The organism is Caenispirillum bisanense, from assembly GCF_900230255.1.
GTDB classification, from domain to species: Bacteria; Pseudomonadota; Alphaproteobacteria; order Rhodospirillales; family Rhodospirillaceae; genus Caenispirillum; species Caenispirillum bisanense_A.
Window position 1 is genome coordinate 75,551 of record NZ_OCNJ01000005.1, and the last position, 17,984, is coordinate 93,534.

19 protein-coding genes are annotated in these 17,984 nt (G+C 70.6%); 8 read left to right on the forward strand and 11 right to left on the reverse strand.

The genetic code is table 11. The annotated features are described in order from the left end of the window. Nucleotides 1-10 precede the first annotated feature (10 nt). The gene (locus CRP50_RS12245) at nucleotides 11-643 is read left to right on the forward strand and encodes a response regulator (RefSeq protein ID WP_097279458.1); all 633 of its coding nucleotides are present in this window, start codon (nucleotides 11-13) and stop codon (nucleotides 641-643) included. A gap of 77 nt (nucleotides 644-720) precedes the next feature. Continuing rightward, entirely contained in the window at nucleotides 721-1,383 is a 663-nt protein-coding gene (locus CRP50_RS12250; protein ID WP_097279459.1) for a LysE family translocator, read from the forward strand. A gap of 3 nt (nucleotides 1,384-1,386) precedes the next feature. On the opposite strand, the gene CRP50_RS12255 is transcribed toward CRP50_RS12250, so the two are convergent. From CRP50_RS12255 to CRP50_RS12285, 7 genes are all read right to left on the reverse strand, one after another. Beyond that, entirely contained in the window at nucleotides 1,387-2,613 is a 1,227-nt protein-coding gene (locus CRP50_RS12255; RefSeq protein WP_097279460.1) for a PepSY-associated TM helix domain-containing protein, read from the reverse strand. A gap of 18 nt (nucleotides 2,614-2,631) precedes the next feature. Continuing rightward, nucleotides 2,632-5,037: a TonB-dependent siderophore receptor gene (locus CRP50_RS12260; protein ID WP_097279461.1), complete on the reverse strand. Its 2,406-nt coding sequence runs from the start codon at nucleotides 5,035-5,037 to the stop codon at nucleotides 2,632-2,634. Nucleotides 5,038-5,130: 93 nt separating this feature from the next. Beyond that, nucleotides 5,131-6,153 (reverse strand): FecR family protein, encoded by a 1,023-nt coding sequence (locus CRP50_RS12265; protein ID WP_097279462.1) that lies wholly within the window; start codon nucleotides 6,151-6,153, stop codon nucleotides 5,131-5,133. An 87-nt stretch (nucleotides 6,154-6,240) separates the two neighbouring features. Continuing rightward, on the reverse strand, nucleotides 6,241-6,759 hold the full coding sequence (locus tag CRP50_RS12270) for an RNA polymerase sigma factor (protein ID WP_097279463.1): 519 nt from the start codon (nucleotides 6,757-6,759) through the stop codon (nucleotides 6,241-6,243). Between the two features lie 112 nt (nucleotides 6,760-6,871). Then, nucleotides 6,872-7,276 (reverse strand): VOC family protein, encoded by a 405-nt coding sequence (locus CRP50_RS12275; RefSeq protein ID WP_097279464.1) that lies wholly within the window; start codon nucleotides 7,274-7,276, stop codon nucleotides 6,872-6,874. 43 nt (nucleotides 7,277-7,319) lie between these two features. Then, nucleotides 7,320-8,348 carry an aspartate-semialdehyde dehydrogenase gene (locus tag CRP50_RS12280; RefSeq protein WP_097279465.1) on the reverse strand — a complete coding sequence of 343 codons (1,029 nt, stop codon included), beginning with the start codon at nucleotides 8,346-8,348 and terminating at the stop codon, nucleotides 7,320-7,322. Between the two features lie 41 nt (nucleotides 8,349-8,389). After that, the gene (locus tag CRP50_RS12285; RefSeq protein WP_245913461.1) at nucleotides 8,390-9,055 is read right to left on the reverse strand and encodes a cell wall hydrolase; all 666 of its coding nucleotides are present in this window, start codon (nucleotides 9,053-9,055) and stop codon (nucleotides 8,390-8,392) included. A 268-nt stretch (nucleotides 9,056-9,323) separates the two neighbouring features. Between CRP50_RS12285 and CRP50_RS12290 the strand changes: the two genes are divergently transcribed. The 3 genes from CRP50_RS12290 to CRP50_RS12300 are packed head-to-tail and all read left to right on the forward strand — an operon-like array spanning nucleotide 9,324 to nucleotide 10,753. Continuing rightward, nucleotides 9,324-9,719, forward strand: a complete 396-nt coding sequence (locus CRP50_RS12290) for a CidA/LrgA family protein (RefSeq protein ID WP_097279776.1) — start codon at nucleotides 9,324-9,326, stop codon at nucleotides 9,717-9,719. 7 nt (nucleotides 9,720-9,726) lie between these two features. Continuing rightward, nucleotides 9,727-10,446: an LrgB family protein gene (locus CRP50_RS12295; RefSeq protein WP_097279466.1), complete on the forward strand. Its 720-nt coding sequence runs from the start codon at nucleotides 9,727-9,729 to the stop codon at nucleotides 10,444-10,446. Between the two features lie 7 nt (nucleotides 10,447-10,453). Beyond that, a complete protein-coding gene (locus CRP50_RS12300) occupies nucleotides 10,454-10,753 on the forward strand; it encodes a DUF2293 domain-containing protein (RefSeq protein ID WP_097279467.1) in 300 nt (99 codons plus the stop codon). Between the two features lies 1 nt (nucleotide 10,754). Here the strand turns inward: CRP50_RS12300 and CRP50_RS12305 are convergent, their stop codons facing one another. After that, nucleotides 10,755-11,909, reverse strand: a complete 1,155-nt coding sequence (locus CRP50_RS12305) for a PQQ-dependent sugar dehydrogenase (RefSeq protein ID WP_097279468.1) — start codon at nucleotides 11,907-11,909, stop codon at nucleotides 10,755-10,757. A 259-nt stretch (nucleotides 11,910-12,168) separates the two neighbouring features. Between CRP50_RS12305 and CRP50_RS12310 the strand changes: the two genes are divergently transcribed. Continuing rightward, entirely contained in the window at nucleotides 12,169-12,831 is a 663-nt protein-coding gene (locus CRP50_RS12310) for an EF-hand domain-containing protein (RefSeq protein ID WP_176525144.1), read from the forward strand. A 91-nt stretch (nucleotides 12,832-12,922) separates the two neighbouring features. Here CRP50_RS12310 and CRP50_RS12315 read toward each other — a convergent pair whose 3' ends face one another. From CRP50_RS12315 to phaR, 3 genes are all read right to left on the reverse strand, one after another. Next, nucleotides 12,923-13,318, reverse strand: coding sequence for a helix-turn-helix domain-containing protein (locus CRP50_RS12315; RefSeq protein ID WP_097279470.1), 396 nt, complete (start codon nucleotides 13,316-13,318; stop codon nucleotides 12,923-12,925). A gap of 243 nt (nucleotides 13,319-13,561) precedes the next feature. Beyond that, nucleotides 13,562-13,912: a hypothetical protein gene (locus tag CRP50_RS12320; RefSeq protein WP_097279471.1), complete on the reverse strand. Its 351-nt coding sequence runs from the start codon at nucleotides 13,910-13,912 to the stop codon at nucleotides 13,562-13,564. Nucleotides 13,913-14,081: 169 nt separating this feature from the next. After that, a complete protein-coding gene (phaR, locus tag CRP50_RS12325; protein WP_097279472.1) occupies nucleotides 14,082-14,729 on the reverse strand; it encodes a polyhydroxyalkanoate synthesis repressor PhaR in 648 nt (215 codons plus the stop codon). Between the two features lie 379 nt (nucleotides 14,730-15,108). On the opposite strand from phaR, the gene CRP50_RS12330 reads away from it, so the two are divergent. Together CRP50_RS12330 and CRP50_RS12335 are read left to right on the forward strand one after the other, a co-directional pair. Then, nucleotides 15,109-16,473, forward strand: a complete 1,365-nt coding sequence (locus CRP50_RS12330; protein ID WP_245913462.1) for an alpha/beta fold hydrolase — start codon at nucleotides 15,109-15,111, stop codon at nucleotides 16,471-16,473. Between the two features lie 144 nt (nucleotides 16,474-16,617). Next, on the forward strand, nucleotides 16,618-17,790 hold the full coding sequence (locus CRP50_RS12335; RefSeq protein ID WP_097279473.1) for an acetyl-CoA C-acetyltransferase: 1,173 nt from the start codon (nucleotides 16,618-16,620) through the stop codon (nucleotides 17,788-17,790). The last annotated feature ends 194 nt before the right edge of the window (nucleotides 17,791-17,984 follow it).

The window sequence follows — 17,984 nt, forward strand, 5'->3', positions numbered from 1 at the left end:
GCGCCGCATCATGGCGGGATTGGACCTGTCCAACGTGATCGTGCTGGTGGCGGAGGACAACACCTTCTCGCGCCAGCTCATGCGCACCACCCTGCGCGCCCTGACGGTCGGCGAGATCCAGGAGGCGGTCGACGGCGTCGAGGCGCTGGAGATGGTGCGCCACCGCATGCCCGACCTGGTGTTCACCGACTTCGACCTGCCGCACCTGGACGGCATCGAATTCACGCGCCTCGTCCGCACCGGCATGGACAGCCCCAATCCGTTCCTGCCCGTGGTGATGATCTCGGCCCACGCCACCCGGTTCCACGTGCTGGCGGCGCGCGACGCCGGGGTGAACGAGTATCTGGTGAAGCCGTTCTCGGCCGCCGGCCTGTTCAGCCGCATGCGCGCCGTGATCGAAAGTCCGCGCCGATACGTTCGCACCAAGACCTACTTCGGCCCCGATCGCCGCCGCCGGGACGACCCGCTCTATCGCGGGCCCGACCGGCGCGGCCGGGACGTCCAGCCCACCGCCCCCCAGGCCCCGCGGGAGTACGAGATGACGCAGGAGCAGATCGACCGCGACGACTTCACGGGCGGCGTCGACGGCGGTCGCGGCGGGCCGGCCGTCCTGACGGCGCCCCGCCGGCCGGGATCGAAATAGTCGCACCGGCGGCCCGATGGCGCTAAGGTCGGCGCCGTTCTTCCGCCGTCAGCAGGGAAGGCTCGACGACCACAGGCATGGATTATCTCTTCCTCAGAGGCATCGCCGTCGGCTTCGCCATCGCCGCGCCAGTGGGGCCCGTCGGCCTCCTGTGCATCCGCCGGGCCCTCGCCGACGGGCGCTTCGCCGCCTGGGTGGCCGGCCTCGGGGCCGCCGTCGCCGACACCTTCTACGGCGCCGTCGCCGGCCTCGGCCTGACGCTGGTGTCGGACTTCCTGATGGAGCACCGCACGCTGCTGTCGCTGATCGGCGGCGTCTTCCTCATCGGCCTCGGCCTGCACACGGTGCGCCTGAAGCCGACCCTGTGGCAGACGCCGCAGGTCCACCTGGGGCTGGTGCGCGACTTCTCGTCGTCGTTCGTGCTGACGCTGACCAACCCGGCGACCATCCTCGCCTTCATGGCGGTCTTCGCCTCCATGGGCGCGGTGCACGTCACCGAGGACCGCATGGACGCGACGCTGCTCATCGGCGGCGTGTTCGTCGGCTCGGCGCTGTGGTGGCTGGTCCTGAGCGCGCTCGCCGGCGCGGTCCGCCACAAGTTCTCGGAGACGTGGCTCCTGTGGCTGAACCGCGGGTCCGGCGTGATCCTGGTGCTGTTCGGCATCGGCGTGCTGGCGAGCCTGGCCTTCCTGCCCGCCGGCGACACCGCCGCCTTCGCCCTGCCGGCGCTGTTCGAATAGGCGTCAGCCGCCGGCGCGGTGTTCCGCCGGCCTCGCCGTGGCGCCACCGCGCACCGCCGCCCGGCGGGCGCGGTCGACGCGGGCGCGGCGCTTCTTCCACCAGATGACGACCCCCGTCACCGACAGGCCGGTGATGACGAGGCCGAGGACGGCGACGGCGATGCGCCCCGGCAGGCCGGCGATGCGGCCGCCGTGGATGGGCGTCTGCAGCTGCATGAAGACCTCGCCGGCGGTGCCCTCGCCGGGGACGTCGGCGCGGATCAGGCGGCCGTCGGTGCCGTCGAAATAGAGCCACGGGCTGCCGAGGGCGAGGTCGTGGTGGTCGCCGATGCCGGCGGCGTAATAGTTCAGCTCCCGCGCCAGGAAGATGGCCTGCACCGGATGGGTGAGCCCGCGACGGGACGCCTCCTCCGCCGCCCGCGCCTCGATCTCGGCGTAATCGAGGCGCACCTCGCCGAGGCTGCCGGGCGGCTGCTGTCCGCGCTCGTGCCACACCGTCGGCGCCACCGGCGAGAACAGGTTGACCACCGGGCGGAACACCTGGTCGGGCAGGTTCATGGCGATGGAGCTGACGGCGATGGGCAGCAGCAGAAGCCACAGCCACAACGACGCCGCGCGATGCAGGTCGACGTTGAGGCGATAGGCGCCGGCGCCGCGCTTGATGCGCCACGCCGTCTTCCAGCGGACGAAGAACGGGCGCCCCGGCGGCAGCGTCAAGGCGACGCCGGTGAAGCAGTCGAGCGTCCACAGGATGGCGATCACCCCCATGAACACCAGCCCCGTGACCTCGGGCAGCATCAGGGTGTGGTGGAACTCGTAGACGAAGGGGATGAGGTTCTCGGCCTCCAGGCAGCACTCGCCCCACTTGCGGGTGGCGAGCGTGTCGCCCGTGACCGGGTCGAGGTAGACCCAGTCGTAGGCGACTTCGGGGATGGCGCCCGTCGCCGGGTCGGGCTTGGGCTGGCCGACGGCGAGGGCGGCATGGCCGGGTTCGTGCTCGCTTTCCACGTAGATGATGGACAGCGACGGATGATCCGCCGCCGCCCGGTCGGCCAGGGCGGCCAGACCGAGCGGCGTGCCCTGCCCCGGCGCCTCGTAGAACTGCGGGTTCAGCACCTCGTCGATCTCGTGATGGAAGGCGAGGATCGATCCGGTGAGACCGGCCGCGGCCAGGAACAGGGCCATGGCGAGGCCGACGTAGCGATGGAGGACGACCAGGACGGAACGCATGACGGCTTCTCCTCCCCCTTACCAGGCGTAGGTGACGCGGGCGTTCACCCGCATGCCGGGACCGTAGTAGCAGGCGTTGAAGGCGCAGGTGGTGACGTACTCGGTGTCGAACAGGTTGTTGGCGTTGACCTGCAGGGTGGCGCTGTCGGTCAGCTCGTAGCTGAGCATGGCGTCGACCAGCGTGTAGTCGTCGGCCTTCGATGTATTGGCGCGGTCGTTGAAGGCCGAACCCACGTAGCGCAGGCCGCCGCCGAGCGTCAGGCCGGCCAGCGGACCGGTGTCGATGGTGTAGGTCAGCCAGCCCGAGGCGGTGTGCTCGGGCACCTGCACCGGCACCTTGCCGAGGTCGATGTCGTTGCTCTTGGTGACCTCGGCGTCGGTATAGGCGTAGGCGAGCGCCACGTCCCAGCCGGTGAACAGGCTGGCCTTGGCTTCCAGTTCCAGGCCGCGCGCCCGCACCTCGCCCGCCTGCACCGAGGCGTTGATGTTGGACGGGTCGCGGGTCAGCACGTTGGTCTTGGTCAGCTGGTAGACGGCGGCCGTGAACAGGGCGTTGGTGGCCGGCGGCTGGTACTTCACGCCGACCTCGTACTGCTTGGAGTCCTGCGGCTCGAAGGACTCGCCCGACAGGTCGGTGCCCTCCGTCGGCGTGAAGCCTTCGGTATAGGCGACGTAGGGCGCGACGCCGTTGTCGAACACGTAGCTGAGGCCGAGGCGGCCGGTGAAGGCGCTGTCCTTCTTCTCTTCGGTGGTGCCGGCCAGCTTCTGCTCGGTGGTCTGCTCCACCCAGCTGTAGCGGCCGCCGAGCGTCAGCACCCAGTCCTCGTAGAAGGTGATCTGGTCCTGCAGGTAGAGGCCGGCCTGCTCCAGCGTCTGTTCCGTCACCTGGTAGGGCGCGGGCAGCACGGCGCCCGAATAGCGGACATCGGTCAGGTCGAGCGGCGCGACGGCGCCGTTGTAGTAGCTGAAGCTGTCGGTGCTGTGGCTGTAGTCGGCGCCGAGCAGGACGACATGCGCGGTCGGGCCGGCGTCGAAGCGGGTCTCCAGCTGGTTGTCGATGGTGAACTGGTCGAGCACGTCCGGCGACGCCCAGACGTAGCGCTGCAGCGTGCGGCCGTCGGGCTCCACGTAGTTGGCCGCGACCGTCTGGTAGTCGACGTCGATATGGGTGTAGCGGGCGCTCTGGCGGAACTGCCAGGACTCGTTGAAGCGGTGGGTCAGGAAGGTGCCGATGCTGGCCTGCTCCTGCTCGAAGCGGTCGAAGCCGGGCTCGCCGGGCACCACGTTGGTGCGGCCCGCCTCGGTCGCCAGCGTGCCGAAGATGGTCGAGCGGTCGTCCTTCATGTAGTCGGTGAGCAGCGTCAGGCTGGTGTCGGCGGTCGGCGCCCAGGTCAGCGACGGCGCGATGTAGAGGCGGTCGTGCTCCTGCGGGGTGCCGTCGTTGTAGTCGAACTCGGTGTCGCCGGTGCGCGCCACGCCGACCAGGCGCACCGCCACGGTCTTGTCGTCGGTGACGGCGCCGCCCAGGTCGAAGCCGCCTTCCACGGTCTCGTACGAGCCGCCTTCGATGTAGACTTCCTGCTGCAGGTCGGTGCGCGGGCGCTTGGAGGTGCGGTCGACGACGCCGCCCGCTTCCGCCTGGCCGTACACCGCACCGCTCGGGCCGCGCATGATGTCGACGCGCTCCAGGCCGTAGGGCTCGGAGGTATAGGCGGCGAAGAAGTTGCCGTCCATGCGCAGGCCGTCGCGGAACGACCCGGTGGTCGCCGAGGCGAAGCCGCGGATGGCGATGGAATCGAAGCCGCGCGGGTCGACGCCGTAGCCGTCGACCACCACACCGGGGCTGTAACGCACCGCCTCGGCCACCGTCTTCACGTCGCGCGCCCGCAGTTCCTCGCGGGCGACGGTCGAGACGGACTGCGGCGTCTTGATGACCGGCGTGTCGGTCTTGGTGGCGGCCACCGAGAAGTAGGAGACGTAGCCGTCGGTGCCTTCGTAGGAGGTGATGGAACGCAGCGCCTCGACGCGGATGGGGTCGAGCTGCATGGCCGCGGCGTCTGCCGGCACCGCCTCCAGCACCGCCGTCGCCGGATCGGTCAGGCGGTAGGTGACGCCGGTGCCGGACAAGAGGGCCGCGAGCGCCGCCTCGCCGCTCATGCGGCCACTCACGCCAGGCGACTGCACGCCGGACACCAGCGGCGCCGCATACCCGAGCTGCCAGCCGGTCGCCGCCACGAAGGCATCGAGCGCCGCGCTCAGCGGCTGGGCGCCGATGGACAGGTCGTAAGCCGGCGTCGCCTGCGCCACCTGCTCGACCCCGCTCCCCAGGCTGATCTGCTCCGCGGCCGCGGCGGGCGCGGCGGCGGACACCAGAGCCGTCGTCAGCAGCCATGCCGCCTTACGAGTTCCCCACGAAAACACCATCTCTCGCTCTCCAAACTTCCCTCTGGTCGCGAATGCGAACTATTCGCGTTACTCAAAGGGACGTCCGAAGGCGGTCGCTCTCTTACAGGAAATTCATGAACGGACGAAAATCAGGTGGTCGCCGAGGGTTTCGACCCGCGCGCCCACCACCTCGGCCAGGGCACGGACCACGGCGCGGGGGTCGTCCAGGCGGTAGCTGCCGCTCACCGGCCGGTCGCCGAGGTCGTCGTCGAGCAGCACCACGAAGCCCGGAATGTAACGGTCGAGGTCGGCCAGCACGGCGCGCAGCGGGCGGTCGTGGAACTGGATGCGCCCGGCCACCCAGGCGAAACCGTCGGGGTCCGCCGCGGCGGCGGTGACGCGGCCCGTCGGGGAGACGGCGGCGGCCTGGCCCGCCTCCAGCCGCACGGATTCGCCAGAACGCTGGCTGCGCACGGCGACCGTTCCATGCGCCACGCTGACGTCGGTTCCGGCGCCGCTGCCGTCGCGGACGGTGAAGGCGGTGCCGACCACGCGCACCTCGGCATCGCCCGTGCGCACGGTGAAGCTCTGCCCCGCCGCCACGGGCTGCACCTCGAAATAGGCTTCGCCGGCCAGCACGGTCACGCGCGGCCCCGCCGGCGTGGCGGTCACGTCGACGGCGCTGCCGCTGTCGAGGGTGATGCGCGAGCCGTCCGGCAGGGCGACGGTGCGCCGCTCGCCGACGCCGGTGGCGTGGTCGGCGAACAGCGCCTGCATCCGGTCGACCGCCGCATGGCGCAGCCCGTCGGCGAGGACCGTCACCGACACGGCGACCGCCACCGCCGCCGCCATGGCCATCCAAACCGGGCGCACAGGGCGCCGGCCCGGTACGGCCGCCGATGATGGACGCGGGACGGATGCGGCCAGCGCCGCCCCGAAGGCATCGCTGCGCCACAGGCTTCCGAGGGCGTCGTAGGCCGCCGCATTGGCGCCGTCGGCGCTGCGCCAGGCGTGAAAGGCAGGGCTGTCGAGGACGGTGCCGTCGTGCAGGGACCGCGCGAACCATTCCGCCGCCTGCTCCTGCGGCGTCTCCCTCGGTGCGCTCTGCGGCATCACCGCCGCCGGCCCGTGGTCGCCCTGATGCTGTCCGGTCATCGCCGCTGCCCTCGTCGCGGCCCGCCCGCGCGGTCGGCGGTGCAGGCTTCTCCATTTATAGACGTCCCGGGCACCCGTTTCTCCCACTCACCGGTTGTCCATCAGGACGAGGCAGCGGGCGAGCGCCGCCCGCATGTCCTTGTAGACCGTGTTCTCCGACACCCCGAGGCGGGCGGCGATCTGCGGGTAGCTCAGCCCCTCCACCCGGCCGAGCAGCAGCACCTGCCGCTGCCGCTCCGGCAACTCGGCCAGCACGGCGAGCAGGCGGGCGACGGTCTCGCGGTCGGCGGCCCGGCCTTCCGGCGACGGCTCGGTGGTGGCGACCACCGCCAGATCGGCGTCGCTGCGGTCGCGGTCGAACAGGCGGTCGCTGCGCCGCTGCCGCCGCAGATGATCGAGGGCGAGGTTGTGGGCGGTCTGGAAGAGGAAGCTCGGCACATGCTCGACCGGCTGGCGCTCCATCGCCCCGACGACCCGCAGATAGGACTCGTGGACCAGGTCTTCCGCCGTCGCGGCGCAGCCGACCAGCCGCATGAGCCGCCGGATCAGGGTCGGGCGGTGCGTCTGGAAGACGAGTTCGAGGGAGTGGCGGGCGGAACGGGGCATGGGCGGCGGGCTGCGAGGACACGGGAGGCGCCCACCATAGTGAAACTGATATTCATTCTCAACACGCCAATGCGGCGAGCCGGACGGAGAGAGGGGCGATGCGCCCCTCGCCCTATTCCTTCGCGGCCGCCGTCGTCCGCCGGGTCGGCGTGTGCGGGACGTATTCCGCCAGCAGGCCGTCCGGGTGGCGGACGAAGAGGGTCTTGGCGCCCGTCTCCGTCGCCTTCTCCTCCAGCACCTCGCCGCCGATGTAGGTGAAGGCCTTGCGCACCGCCTCCACGTCGTCGACCTCGAGCGTCAGGGCGATGGCCTCGAAGGGCCGGCGGGCGGCGGGTTCCCCCGCCACCACCAGCACCGACAGGGTCGGCGACTTCACACCGGCCATGCGCACCTTCTGTTCCTTGTAGCCGTAGCGCAGCGTCACCTCGCCGCCCGTCAGGCCGCGATAGAAGTCCACGGTGTCGTCGAGGGCGCGGGGCTCGCAGAACACCCGCACCCAGGCCTGCCGCACGTGCATCGCCCGATCCTCCCCCTCGTCGTCTGTCGCTGTGGCCGCCGGCTCAGGCCGTGCCGGGCTGGCTGAAGCGGGCCGCCAGCAGTTCGCCGACGCGGGCCGCGTTGATGGCCTGGCGGCGCAGGTTGTCGCCGCACAGCCAGAAGCTGGCGGCGTTGTCGGCCGAGGTGTCGGCGCGCACGCGGCTGATGTAGAGGTTGTCCTCGCCGTGGGTTTCGGCCGGCGTGACGACGCCCTGCTCCTGGCGGTGGTCGACCACCGAGATGCCCTCGTCCTTGCGCCAGACGGCGCGCAGCTGGTCCTCGTTGAACCCGTCCTCGCACTCGATGTTCACGAAGGCGCCCTGGCCGACGAAGACCGGCACCATGGCGGCATTCACCGTGCAGGCCAGGTCGGCGCCGAACATCTTGAAGATCTCCTGCGCCGTCGCCTGCTCCTCGCCCGTCGCGCCGCCCTTCTCGAAGCCGCCGACGGCGGGGATGACGTTGAAGGCGATCTGCTTGGCGAATTCCGACTGGTTGGACGTGATCGGCTCGTTCACGAAGATGCCACGCGTCTGGTTGAACAGCTCGTCCATGGCGCCGCGGCCGTAGGTGGAGACCGGCAGGACCACGGTGGCGACGCAGCGCAGCACCGAGAAGGCGTCGTGGATGGGCGCCAGCGCCTGCGACAGCATGAGGGTGGTCACCTGCGGGGTCGCGACGATGCGGCCGGCGAGCTTGTCCAGCGCCTGCGGGTTGACGTCGGCGGCCACCATGGGCACCGCCGGGTCGTGGCGGAAGGCGCCCGACAGGTCCACCACCGCCGCCCCGGCCGCCGCGGCGCGGGTGCAGGCGGCCTTGGCGTCGCGCTCGGGCAGGACGCAGTAGGCGAGGTCGACGCCCGCGAAGTCGAAGCGGTCGAGGTCGCCGAGGTCGAGTACGTCGTCCTCGCCGAACGAGACCTGCCCGCCGACGGCCCGGCCGGTCGCCAGCGGGATGACGGCGTCGCCGCGCACGCCCCGCTCGGACAGGACCTGGAGGAGTTCGCGGCCGGCATTGCCGGACGCGCCCATAACCGCGATGCGTAGAGCCATGTGTGCGTGCCTTCGGTCGGAGTGCGTGTGCGTGCGTTCGTTCAACGCTGCGCAATCTGTTCCGGCCCGCGCGTCATTTCAACCCATTCCGCGAAGGTCAGCGGCGGCGGCACCACCCGCGGCCCTTCCTCGAAGGACGCCAGCAGCATGTCGGTGGTGGTGGGCACGTCGCCGTCGTCGAAGGTCGGACGGTCGGTATAGAACCAGTGCGCCCCGATGCGCGCCGTCTGCTGCAGCCGCCCGGCCCAGTCGGGCTGGACGTGTTCGGCGTGGTACCACAGGGCGCCGCCCGTCGGATCGTCGATGCCGTTGGTGATGCGCAGCACCGCCACCGCCAGCAGCAGCGACTGGCGCCAGCTGTCGATGTCCGTCGGGTCGTCCGACAGGCCGTCGCAGGTCCAGGAAAACTGGCACAGATGCTGCTCGGCCGACAGGTTCTGGCCGATCACCTGGCAGATGTCGCGCGGGAAACGGTCGTCCCGCGCGCGGTTCAGCACCACCTGCGCCACCGCCACCCGGCCGCGCAGCGATTCGCCGCGGGCCTCGAAGTAGTCGTTCAGCGCCAGGCAGATCAATTCGTCGCGGGACACGGCGAGCCCCTCGGACGGCAAAGAGATGTCCTCCGGGACGTTCGCCGAAAACGCCTCCGCTGTTGCCGGCGCGATCGTCAGGATCGCGGCCAGCACCATGGCCTTCAGTCGTTTCATCGACGCGCTTCCTCGCAGCCTGCGTGATCCGAACCGCCGCCCGGCCGGCGTCACCCAACGCCGGCCTTCAGCCCCGAATTTCTTCGGCGGGACGGACCACCGTCACACGGTTGTCGCTCCCTCACTCCACATCCATATTGCACCGCAACCATATTTGTTGCAGCGCAACATGTCAAATCTACGTGCCACACCCCAGGAAAAGCATTAGGATTCAGTGTCCTCGGCCTCAATGTCGGCGTGGCGCCGAGCCGTACAGAGGGTTCTCCTCATGACACTGACGGTCATAACGCTTCTTCTCGGCTGCCAGTTGCTCGGAGAAGTACTAGTTCGTCTGACGGGGGTTCCGGTACCCGGTCCCGTCGTCGGCATGGCTTTGCTTTTCCTTGGTTTGGTCGCCAGAGGATTAATTTATCGGGCGGATATGCCAGATCCATTGCGCGACACCGCAGGGGGCCTTCTGCGCCACCTGTCGCTGCTGTTCGTGCCCGCCGGAGTCGGCGTCATGGCACACCTGCCGCGCCTGGCCGAGGAATGGGCGCCCATCACCGCGGCGCTCGTCCTCTCCACCCTGATCACCATCGTGGTGACCGGCGCCATCATGCAGATGCTTCTGCGCCGCCGCCCCGTGCGTTCGGACGGGCCGGCGGACGGCGGCGGGACCTGACGCCGCCATGACCACCGACCTGCAGAGCATCTGGGTCTATCTGGCGGCGGAGCCGCTGACCGGCCTGTTCATCACCCTCGTCGCCTACCAGATCGGCCTGGCGCTGTTCGAGCGCCTGGGCCGCACGCCGCTGCTCAACCCGGTGCTGACGGCGGTGCTGCTCATCGTCGGGCTGCTGACGCTGACCGGCGTCGAGTACCGCACCTACTTCGAGGGCGCGCAGTTCGTCCACTTCCTGCTCGGCCCGGCCACCGTGGCGCTCGCCGTTCCGCTCTACAACCAGCTGGCCCAGGTGCGGCGGTCGCTGCCGGCCTTGTCGGCGGCCCTGTTGTGCGGCTCGCTCACCGCCGCCGGCAGCGCGGTGCTGCTGGGCTGGGCGCTGGGGGCGAGCCCGCAGACCGTGGTGTCGCTGGCGCCGAAATCGGTCACCACCCCCATCGCCATGGGCATCGCCGAGCGCCTGGGCGGCCTGCCGTCGCTGACCGCCGTGCTGGTGATCCTGACCGGCATCGTCGGCGCCGTGCTCGGCCCCTGGCTCTTGCGCCTCGCCCGCGTCACCGACGACCGCGCCGCCGGCGTCGCCATGGGGGTGGCGAGCCACGGCATCGGCACCGCCCGCGCCATCCAGAGCGGCGAGGTGGCGGGCGCCTTCGCCGGCCTCGCCATGGGGTTGAACGGCCTGCTCACCGCCGCCCTGCTGCCGCTGCTGTGGGCACTGCTGACATGAGCGCGCCATGACCGCCGGCCTCGCCCGCCGCGCCGACCTCGCCCGCGCCCTCGCCGCCCTGGCACCCCGCCTGCCGCGGCACGAGCGCGAGGCGGTGCTCGACCATGCCGAGGACAGCCCCGGCCTGCGCAAGGGCTCGGCCGAGGCGGCGGCGTGGCTGTCGCTGGTGTCCTACGCCCGCCACGTCTTCACCGACTACGACGCCCTGCTGGCCGACGGCTACGACCCCGACTCGGCGCGCTTCTTCATCCTGGAAGACCTGAACGAGCGGCTGGCCGAGTGGGGCGTGCGACGGCGGGTGGAATAGCTCAGGACGCCGGCACCAGGCGCAGCACACGGCCATCGTCCGAATCGGTGAGGACGTAGAGGAAGCCGTCCGGCCCGGCCCGCACGTCGCGGATGCGCTCGTTCAGGTCGTCCAGCAGTTCCTCCTGGCCGTTCACCCGGTCGCCCTGCACGTCCAGCCGCCGCAGGTGGGCACCGGCCAGCGCGCCGACGAACAGGTCGCCGCGCCACTGCGGGAAGGCGTCGCCGTCGTAGAAGGCCATGCCCGACGGCGCGATGGACGGCACCCACACCACCACCGACGGCTCCATGCCCGGCGCCGTCTTGCGGTCGGAGATCACGGCGCCCGAGTAGTCGACCCCGTGGGTGACCGCCGGCCAGCCGTAGTTGGCGCCGGGCTTCAGGATGTTGACCTCGTCGCCGCCGCGCGGGCCGTGCTCGTGCGCCCAGATGCGGCCGGTCTCCGGCTGCAGGGCGATGCCCTGGACGTTGCGGTGCCCGTAGGAGAACACTTCCGGCCGCGCGTCGGCACGCCCCGCGAACGGATTGTCGGCCGGCACCGCGCCCGAGTCGGTGATCCGCACGATGGAGCCGAGGTGGGTGCCGGGGTTCTGCGCCTCCTGCATGAAGCTGTAGCGGTCACCGAGGGTGACGTAGAGGGTGCCGTCGGGCGCGAACAGCAGCCGCGAGCCGTAATGGGCGCGCCCCGCCGTCTTCGGCGCGGCGACGAAGATCGTCTCGACGTCGGTGAGCGTCGTGGCGTCCTCCGACAGGCGGCCGCGCGCCACCTCCGTCCCCGCCCCGTCGCCGCCGCGCCCGGCGTAGCTGACGTAGACGAGGCGGTTGGCGGCGAAGTCCGGGTGCAGGGCGACGTCGAGCAATCCGCCCTGGCCGGCGGCGAAGACCTCCGGCAGGCCGCGCACCGGTTCCGCCACCAGGGCGCCGTCGCGCACCACGCGCAGGCGGCCGGGCCGTTCCGTAACCAGCAGGGCGCCGTCGGGCAGGAAGGCGAGGCTCCAGGGGTTCTGCAGGCCGCGCACCACCGTCTCGATGCGGAAGGTCGCCAGTTCGGACCGTTCCACCGTCTGCGCGACGGCCGCCGACGGCGCGGCGAGCGGCGGCGACAGCACGGCCAGGGCGGCAAGCAGGGCGAGCGGCAGCGGACGGCGCAGGAGCATGCGACGGGAACCTCCGTGGTGGGGAGTCGGTTCTTCCCACATGAGCGCGCCTGCGCGAGACGCAAGGCCGCCGTGCCGGGCCGGCGGGGGTCGCCCCGGTTACACTCTGTTACCATGGAACGGCGTGGCGGACATCGGCCTGTTACCGGCGCCGCGCAGACTGGTCTCCAAGGTCGGACAGACGGCCTTGCCAGACGAACCGGAGCGCGCCCCTTCCCCCCTCCCCGCGGGCGTGCCGGACCAGACCAGGAGACGGATCATGAAACGCACCCTCAAGACCCTGCTCACCGCCAGCGCCGCCGTCGCCGTGATCGGCTTCGCCACCGCTGCGGTGATCGACGCCCCGGCGCTCGCCTTCGGCGGCGGCTATGGCCACGGCTGGCACCATGGCGGCGGTCCGCACATGACCATGGCCCAGGGCCAGCCCGGCATGGGCCCCGGCATGGGCATGATGGGCGGCCGCATGCAGCAGCGCATGATGCAGCTCGACACCGACAAGGACGGCGCCGTCAGCAAGGCCGAGTTCCAGGCCATGCACGACCAGCGCTTCACCGCCCTGGACGCCGACAAGGACGGCACCGTCAGCCAGGACGAGTTCGTGAACGCCGACCCGCAGGCCATGGGCATGGGCATGGGTCCCGGCTGGAACGCCGACGCCATGCCCGAGGCCATGAAGGACATGATGGCCGAACGCCGCGCCTTCATGTTCCGCGGCCTCGACGCCGACGACAGCCGCACCCTGACCAAGGACGAGCTGGCCGCCCACGCCGAACCGCGCTTCGAGATGATCGACGCCAATGACGACGGCAAGATCACGCCCGACGAGATGGGCCGCATGGGCCCGCGCGGCATGAACGGCCCCGGCCAGGGCATGGGCCAGGGCATGGGTCAGGGTCCGGCCCAGCCGGCGCCCGCCCAGTGACCGCCCGCGTCTTCCCTGCCTGAAAAAACAAAGCCGCCGGCTCTCGCGAGCCGGCGGCTTTCCCCCTCCCCCCGGAAGGGGTGGCGTGCCCTCAAGCCGGAGCCGTGGCGAGGGCGCGCGCCAGTTGGCTGAGCGCCTCCTGATGGCGCTCGTTGTTGATCATGCTGAAGTTGCGGGCGAGTTCCAGGCACATGCGCTGGCGCTGGCCCATGTCCTCGCCGCGCTCGTCCTCGAGGCCTTCGAAGAAGTAGCTCACCGGCACGTTGAGGACCTGCGCGATCTCGAACAGGCGGCCGGCCGAGATGCGGTTGATGCCGCGCTCGTACTTGTGGGCCTGCTGGTAGGTGACGCCGATCATGTCGGCCATCTGCTGCTGCGACAGGCCGAGCATGATGCGGCGTTCGCGGATGCGCTGGCCCACGTACTTGTCGGTATCGGTGGCGCGATTGGTCGGCTTGCCGGCGCGCGGAACGGACATGTTGTTCATGACAATTACCCCTTGACCCTCAGAGCGTAAGCGAGCCGGTCGTTGGTCGCCGGCTTCCCCGCAGGTGATCCCGCGAGCATTGTTTTTTCAACCTCCGGGATACGCCTTTCTATCGCGTCGCGCAAGCCCCTTCTAATACTCCGGGATCAGCCCACAGGTCGTAGACCGGCCCCGCACAAGGCCCGGAAAGCAAAAGGAAAATGGCGGGTCATATAACTTTCGGCGGGGGATGAGCTTATGCCATCAGATCTGGCGGCGCACCATCCGGTTGTGCGGTGCAGTGGCAGGAGTTTCGGCAACCGCCGCAACCGCACGGTAGCAGGCGGTTGCGGCCGCCGCTCCGGGGTGCGGAAGCCCGAGCGGTGCCGGCAGCGGCGGGGCGGCTTCGGCGGCGCACTGGGCGGCGAAGCCGAGCCGGGCCGCAGCCGCCCGCCGCGCCAGATGATCGCGCATGTCCTCGCGCCCCGCATCGTCGAGCAGGGTGATGCGCACCACCTCCGCCACGGCCCGTGCGGCCTCCGCGCCCGGCGGCGGGGCGGGCCGCCGGTGGGGCGGCCCGGCGTGGGTGGAGGCGACGGGGGAAACCAGGCGCACGGGCTCTCCTGTTCAGGATCTCGGGTGATCCTGTAACGATTGAGCCACGCGAAGGTGACCGGCGCGAGCGGCTGGCGGGAGGAGCGGGCGGCGAAGACGGATGACGGCGCGTGCGCCGCCCGGCGCAGGCCCGGGCGGCGCGACTGCGACCAAGGCCGCGGCGGGAGTGCTACTTGGTGCGGCTGCCGGTGCGGCCGAGCAGCTGGTCGATCTGCGACTGCATGGCGTTCATGCGGGAGCGCAGCTCGTCGATGTTCTCCTGCCCGCGCTGGACGGGGTTGTCGCTGCGCGACTTCTCGCCGGCGGCGAGGCCGGCGACGGCGCCTTCGGGGCCCTTGCCGCCCTTGCCCTCGTTGTAGAAGGGCGAGAACATCTTCATGGCGCTTTCGAAGATCGCCATGTTCTGCTTGTTCATTTCCTCGATCTGCTGGAGGGGAAACATGCCCTCCACCGCCTTCTGCATCAGCGTGCGCATCTGCTCTTCGTTGCGGTAGAACGAGCTCATGGACATTTCGAGGTAGCGCGGCACCACTTCGCCCAGGCTGTCGCCGTAGAGCGAGATGAGCTGGCGCAGGAAGCTGATGGGCAGCAGGTTCTGGCCCTTGCCTTCTTCCTCGACGATGATCTGCGTCAGCACCGACCGGGTGATGTCTTCCCCCGTCTTGGCGTCGTAGACCACGAAATCCTCGTTGTCCTTCACCATCTGGCAAAGGTGGTCCAGCGTCACGTAGCTGGAGGTCGCCGTGTTGTACAGGCGCCGATTGGCGTATTTCTTGATGGTGATGGGCGCGCGCGGCGACTTGGAAGCTTCAGCCATATCCCGACTTTTCCCCGCAGTGTTTTACCCGCTTGGGCTCCGACCCTGTTTTCGCAAACTTACCATATTTTTCCAAAGAGATATCGCCTTTCTCGGCAGGTTCCGTGGTAGAGTACGGTGGTTTTTGGTATATTCCCCGTCATGTCCGACGCTCCCGACCTCGAGGCGCTGGCGCGCCGCTATCTCGACCTGTGGCAGGACCAGATGGCCGCCATGGCCGCCGATCCCGCCATGATGGAGGCGTTGTCGCGCACCTTCGCGCTGATGACCCAGGGCGCGGCCGCCTTCGCGGGCGGCGCCGCCGAGGCCATGCGCGGCGCCGAAGCGGCGAGCCCCGCCGCCGCCGCCACCGCTTCTCCAGCCGGCGGAGACTCGACCGATGCGACCGTTCGTGCCGACCGAGATGCCGACCCTCGCCCCGCCGCCGCAGGCGGCCGCCCCGGCGCACCCGCCGCGCCGGCAGGGGCCGCGGCCGCTGCCGCTGCACCTGGCGACCCAGGGGTGGACGTTTCTCACCTCCTGCGCCGGATCGCTGCGCTTGAACAGCGCCTCGCCGACCTCGAATCCGGCGGCGCCGACTCCGGGGCCGCCGCCGAGCCCAGACCAAAGCCAAAGCCGAAGCGACCCGCTGGCCGAAATCGCCAGCCTGCTGCAAAGCCCCGATGACCGCCGGCGCTTCCTGGCCGAGGTCGACGCCGAGGCGCGGCGGCGGTTCGACACCTTCCTGCGCGGCGTGCAGGCCTATCGCGACCACCCCTACCACCGCCCGCTGACCGACCCGCCGGCCGTCTGGCGCGCCGGCACCACGGCCTTGCGCGACTACCGCGGGACCGGCGGCGCCGTCTCGCCCGCCGGCGAGGGCAAGGGGGCGGCGGTGCTGGTGGTGCCGTCGCTGGTCAACCGCGGCTACGTGCTCGATCTGACGGCGCGGCGCAGCTTCATGCGCCACCTCGCCCGCCGCGGCTTCCAGCCCTTCCTGGTGGACTGGGACGCGCCGGGGCCGGAGGAGCGCGGCTTCGGCCTGTCCGACTACGTGACGCGCCGCCTCGACCCCATGGTGGACGCCGTGCGCGCCGCCAGCGGGCGCGACCGCATCGGCGTCGTCGGCTACTGCATGGGCGGCACCCTGTCGCTGCCGCTGGCCCAGCGCCGGCCCGACGCCGTGGCCGCCCTGGTGACGCTGGCCGCGCCGTGGGACTTCCATGCCGGCAGCCGCCGCCAGCAGCGGGTGATGGCGGCGCTCGGCGAAGCGCTGCGCACCGTCATCGACGTCCACGACCAATTGCCGCTCGATCTGCTGCAGGCCATGTTCGCGAGCCTCGACCCCGGCGGCATCCCGCGCAAGTTCCGCGCCTTCGCCGCCATGCGCGCCGGCAGCGCCAAGGCGCGCGACTTCGTGGCGATGGAAGACTGGCTGAACGACGGCGTGCCGCTGACGGCCGGGGTGGCGCGCGAAACGTTGTTCGGCTGGTACGCCGACAACCTGCCCGGCCGCGGCCTGTGGACCATCGGCGGCGAGACCGTCGACCCGGCGCGCATCGCGGCCCGGGTGCTGCTCGCCATCCCGTCGCGCGACCGCATCGTGCCGCCGGAGTCGGCGCTGGCGCTGGCCGCCGCCTGTCCGCAGGCGGAAACGGTGCAGGTGCCGCTCGGCCACATCGGCATGATGACCGGCCGGCGCGCCGGCGAACTGGTCTACCGGCCGCTCGCCCGGTGGTTGGGCAAGGCGCTGCGCTCGCCTTGACCATCATGTTGCACTGCGATTGTCCGTTTGCCGGGCGAAGGGCCGCCCGTTATCATGCGCCGCCCGTTCGTGTGGGCGGACGGACCGGCCGGTGACCCGTGGGCGCGCGGACTCCGGCTTCTGTGAAACCAGGGAGAACTCGTCATGACCGATATCGTCGTCGTCAGTGCGGTGCGTACCCCCCTCGGCAGCTTCGCCGGCAGCCTGGCCGCCACCCCGGCCGCCAAGCTGGGCGAAATCGCCATCAAGGAAGCCATGTCGCGCGCTCAGGTGGACGCCAAGGAAATTTCCGAGGTCATCATGGGCCAGGTGCTGAGCGCCGGCCAGGGCCAGAACCCGGCCCGCCAGGCCGCCCTCGGCGCCGGCATCGACCAGCACACCCCGGCCTACATCATGAACCAGGTCTGCGGTTCGGGCCTGCGCACCATCGCCGCCGGCTTCGCCAACATCAAGGCCGGCCTGTCCGACATCGTGGTCGCCGGCGGCATGGAGAACATGAGCCTGTCGCCGCACTGCTCGTACCTGCGCAACGGCGTGAAGATGGGCCCGACCGAGCTGGTCGACACCATGATCAAGGACGGCCTGTGGTGCGCCTTCAACGGCTACCACATGGGCAACACCGCCGAGAACATCGCCACCAAGTGGCAGATCACCCGCGAAGAGCAGGACGAATTTGCCACCGCCTCGCAGAACAAGGCGGAAGCGGCCATCACGTCCGGCCGCTTCAAGGACGAGATCGTGCCCGTGCCGGTGAAGGTGAAGAAGGACGAGAAGCTCTTCGACACCGACGAATTCCCCCGCGCCGGCGTCACCGTCGACGCGCTCGGCAAGCTGCGCCCGGCCTTCAGCAAGGACGGCACCGTCACCGCCGGCAACGCCTCGGGCATCAACGACGGCGCCGCCGCCGTGGTGCTGATGACCGCCGCCGAAGCCGCCAAGCGCGGCCTGACGCCGCTGGCCCGCATCGTGTCCTTCGCCTCGGTCGGCGTCGACCCGGCGATCATGGGCACCGGCCCCATCCCGTCGTCGCGCAAGGCGCTGGAACTGGCCGGCTGGAGCGTCGACGACCTCGACCTGATCGAAGCCAACGAAGCCTTCGCCGCCCAGGCCATCGCCGTGAACAAGGACATGGGCTGGGATACGTCGAAGGTGAACGTCAACGGCGGCGCCATCGCCATCGGCCACCCCATCGGCGCCTCGGGCACCCGCGTGTTCGTCACCCTGATGCACGAGATGCAGAAGCGCGACGCCAAGAAGGCGCTCGCCACCCTGTGCATCGGCGGCGGCATGGGTATCGCCATGTGCGTGGAGCGCTGAGGCGACCGCCTCACCCTCCGACGCCGAACGGGAAACCGCCCCGGAGCCGCCGCGCTCCGGGGCGGTTTTTTCGTGCGCCGCGCGTGCCCTGCGACTCGGTGTAGGCGCGGCCCCGCCCCATGGGGTGGCATTTTTCGTGGAACAAGATGGGCCCTTCGCGGGTTTCCGCGACGACAGGGCCACGTGCCGACCAC

What these genes read in the sequence shown, in the direction of transcription:
- CRP50_RS12245 (WP_097279458.1), top strand. Translation starts at nt 11, where the DNA reads ATGGCGGGATTGGACCTGTCCAACGTGATCGTGCTGGTGGCGGAGGAC.
- CRP50_RS12250 (WP_097279459.1), top strand. Translation starts at nt 721, where the DNA reads ATGGATTATCTCTTCCTCAGAGGCATCGCCGTCGGCTTCGCCATCGCC.
- CRP50_RS12255 (WP_097279460.1), bottom strand. Translation starts at nt 2,613, where the DNA reads ATGCGTTCCGTCCTGGTCGTCCTCCATCGCTACGTCGGCCTCGCCATG.
- CRP50_RS12260 (WP_097279461.1), bottom strand. Translation starts at nt 5,037, where the DNA reads ATGGTGTTTTCGTGGGGAACTCGTAAGGCGGCATGGCTGCTGACGACG.
- CRP50_RS12265 (WP_097279462.1), bottom strand. Translation starts at nt 6,153, where the DNA reads ATGACCGGACAGCATCAGGGCGACCACGGGCCGGCGGCGGTGATGCCG.
- CRP50_RS12270 (WP_097279463.1), bottom strand. Translation starts at nt 6,759, where the DNA reads ATGCCCCGTTCCGCCCGCCACTCCCTCGAACTCGTCTTCCAGACGCAC.
- CRP50_RS12275 (WP_097279464.1), bottom strand. Translation starts at nt 7,276, where the DNA reads ATGCACGTGCGGCAGGCCTGGGTGCGGGTGTTCTGCGAGCCCCGCGCC.
- CRP50_RS12280 (WP_097279465.1), bottom strand. Translation starts at nt 8,348, where the DNA reads ATGGCTCTACGCATCGCGGTTATGGGCGCGTCCGGCAATGCCGGCCGC.
- CRP50_RS12285 (WP_245913461.1), bottom strand. Translation starts at nt 9,055, where the DNA reads ATGAAACGACTGAAGGCCATGGTGCTGGCCGCGATCCTGACGATCGCG.
- CRP50_RS12290 (WP_097279776.1), top strand. Translation starts at nt 9,324, where the DNA reads ATGACACTGACGGTCATAACGCTTCTTCTCGGCTGCCAGTTGCTCGGA.
- CRP50_RS12295 (WP_097279466.1), top strand. Translation starts at nt 9,727, where the DNA reads ATGACCACCGACCTGCAGAGCATCTGGGTCTATCTGGCGGCGGAGCCG.
- CRP50_RS12300 (WP_097279467.1), top strand. Translation starts at nt 10,454, where the DNA reads ATGACCGCCGGCCTCGCCCGCCGCGCCGACCTCGCCCGCGCCCTCGCC.
- CRP50_RS12305 (WP_097279468.1), bottom strand. Translation starts at nt 11,909, where the DNA reads ATGCTCCTGCGCCGTCCGCTGCCGCTCGCCCTGCTTGCCGCCCTGGCC.
- CRP50_RS12310 (WP_176525144.1), top strand. Translation starts at nt 12,169, where the DNA reads ATGAAACGCACCCTCAAGACCCTGCTCACCGCCAGCGCCGCCGTCGCC.
- CRP50_RS12315 (WP_097279470.1), bottom strand. Translation starts at nt 13,318, where the DNA reads ATGAACAACATGTCCGTTCCGCGCGCCGGCAAGCCGACCAATCGCGCC.
- phaR (WP_097279472.1), bottom strand. Translation starts at nt 14,729, where the DNA reads ATGGCTGAAGCTTCCAAGTCGCCGCGCGCGCCCATCACCATCAAGAAA.
- CRP50_RS12330 (WP_245913462.1), top strand. Translation starts at nt 15,109, where the DNA reads ATGCGACCGTTCGTGCCGACCGAGATGCCGACCCTCGCCCCGCCGCCG.
- CRP50_RS12335 (WP_097279473.1), top strand. Translation starts at nt 16,618, where the DNA reads ATGACCGATATCGTCGTCGTCAGTGCGGTGCGTACCCCCCTCGGCAGC.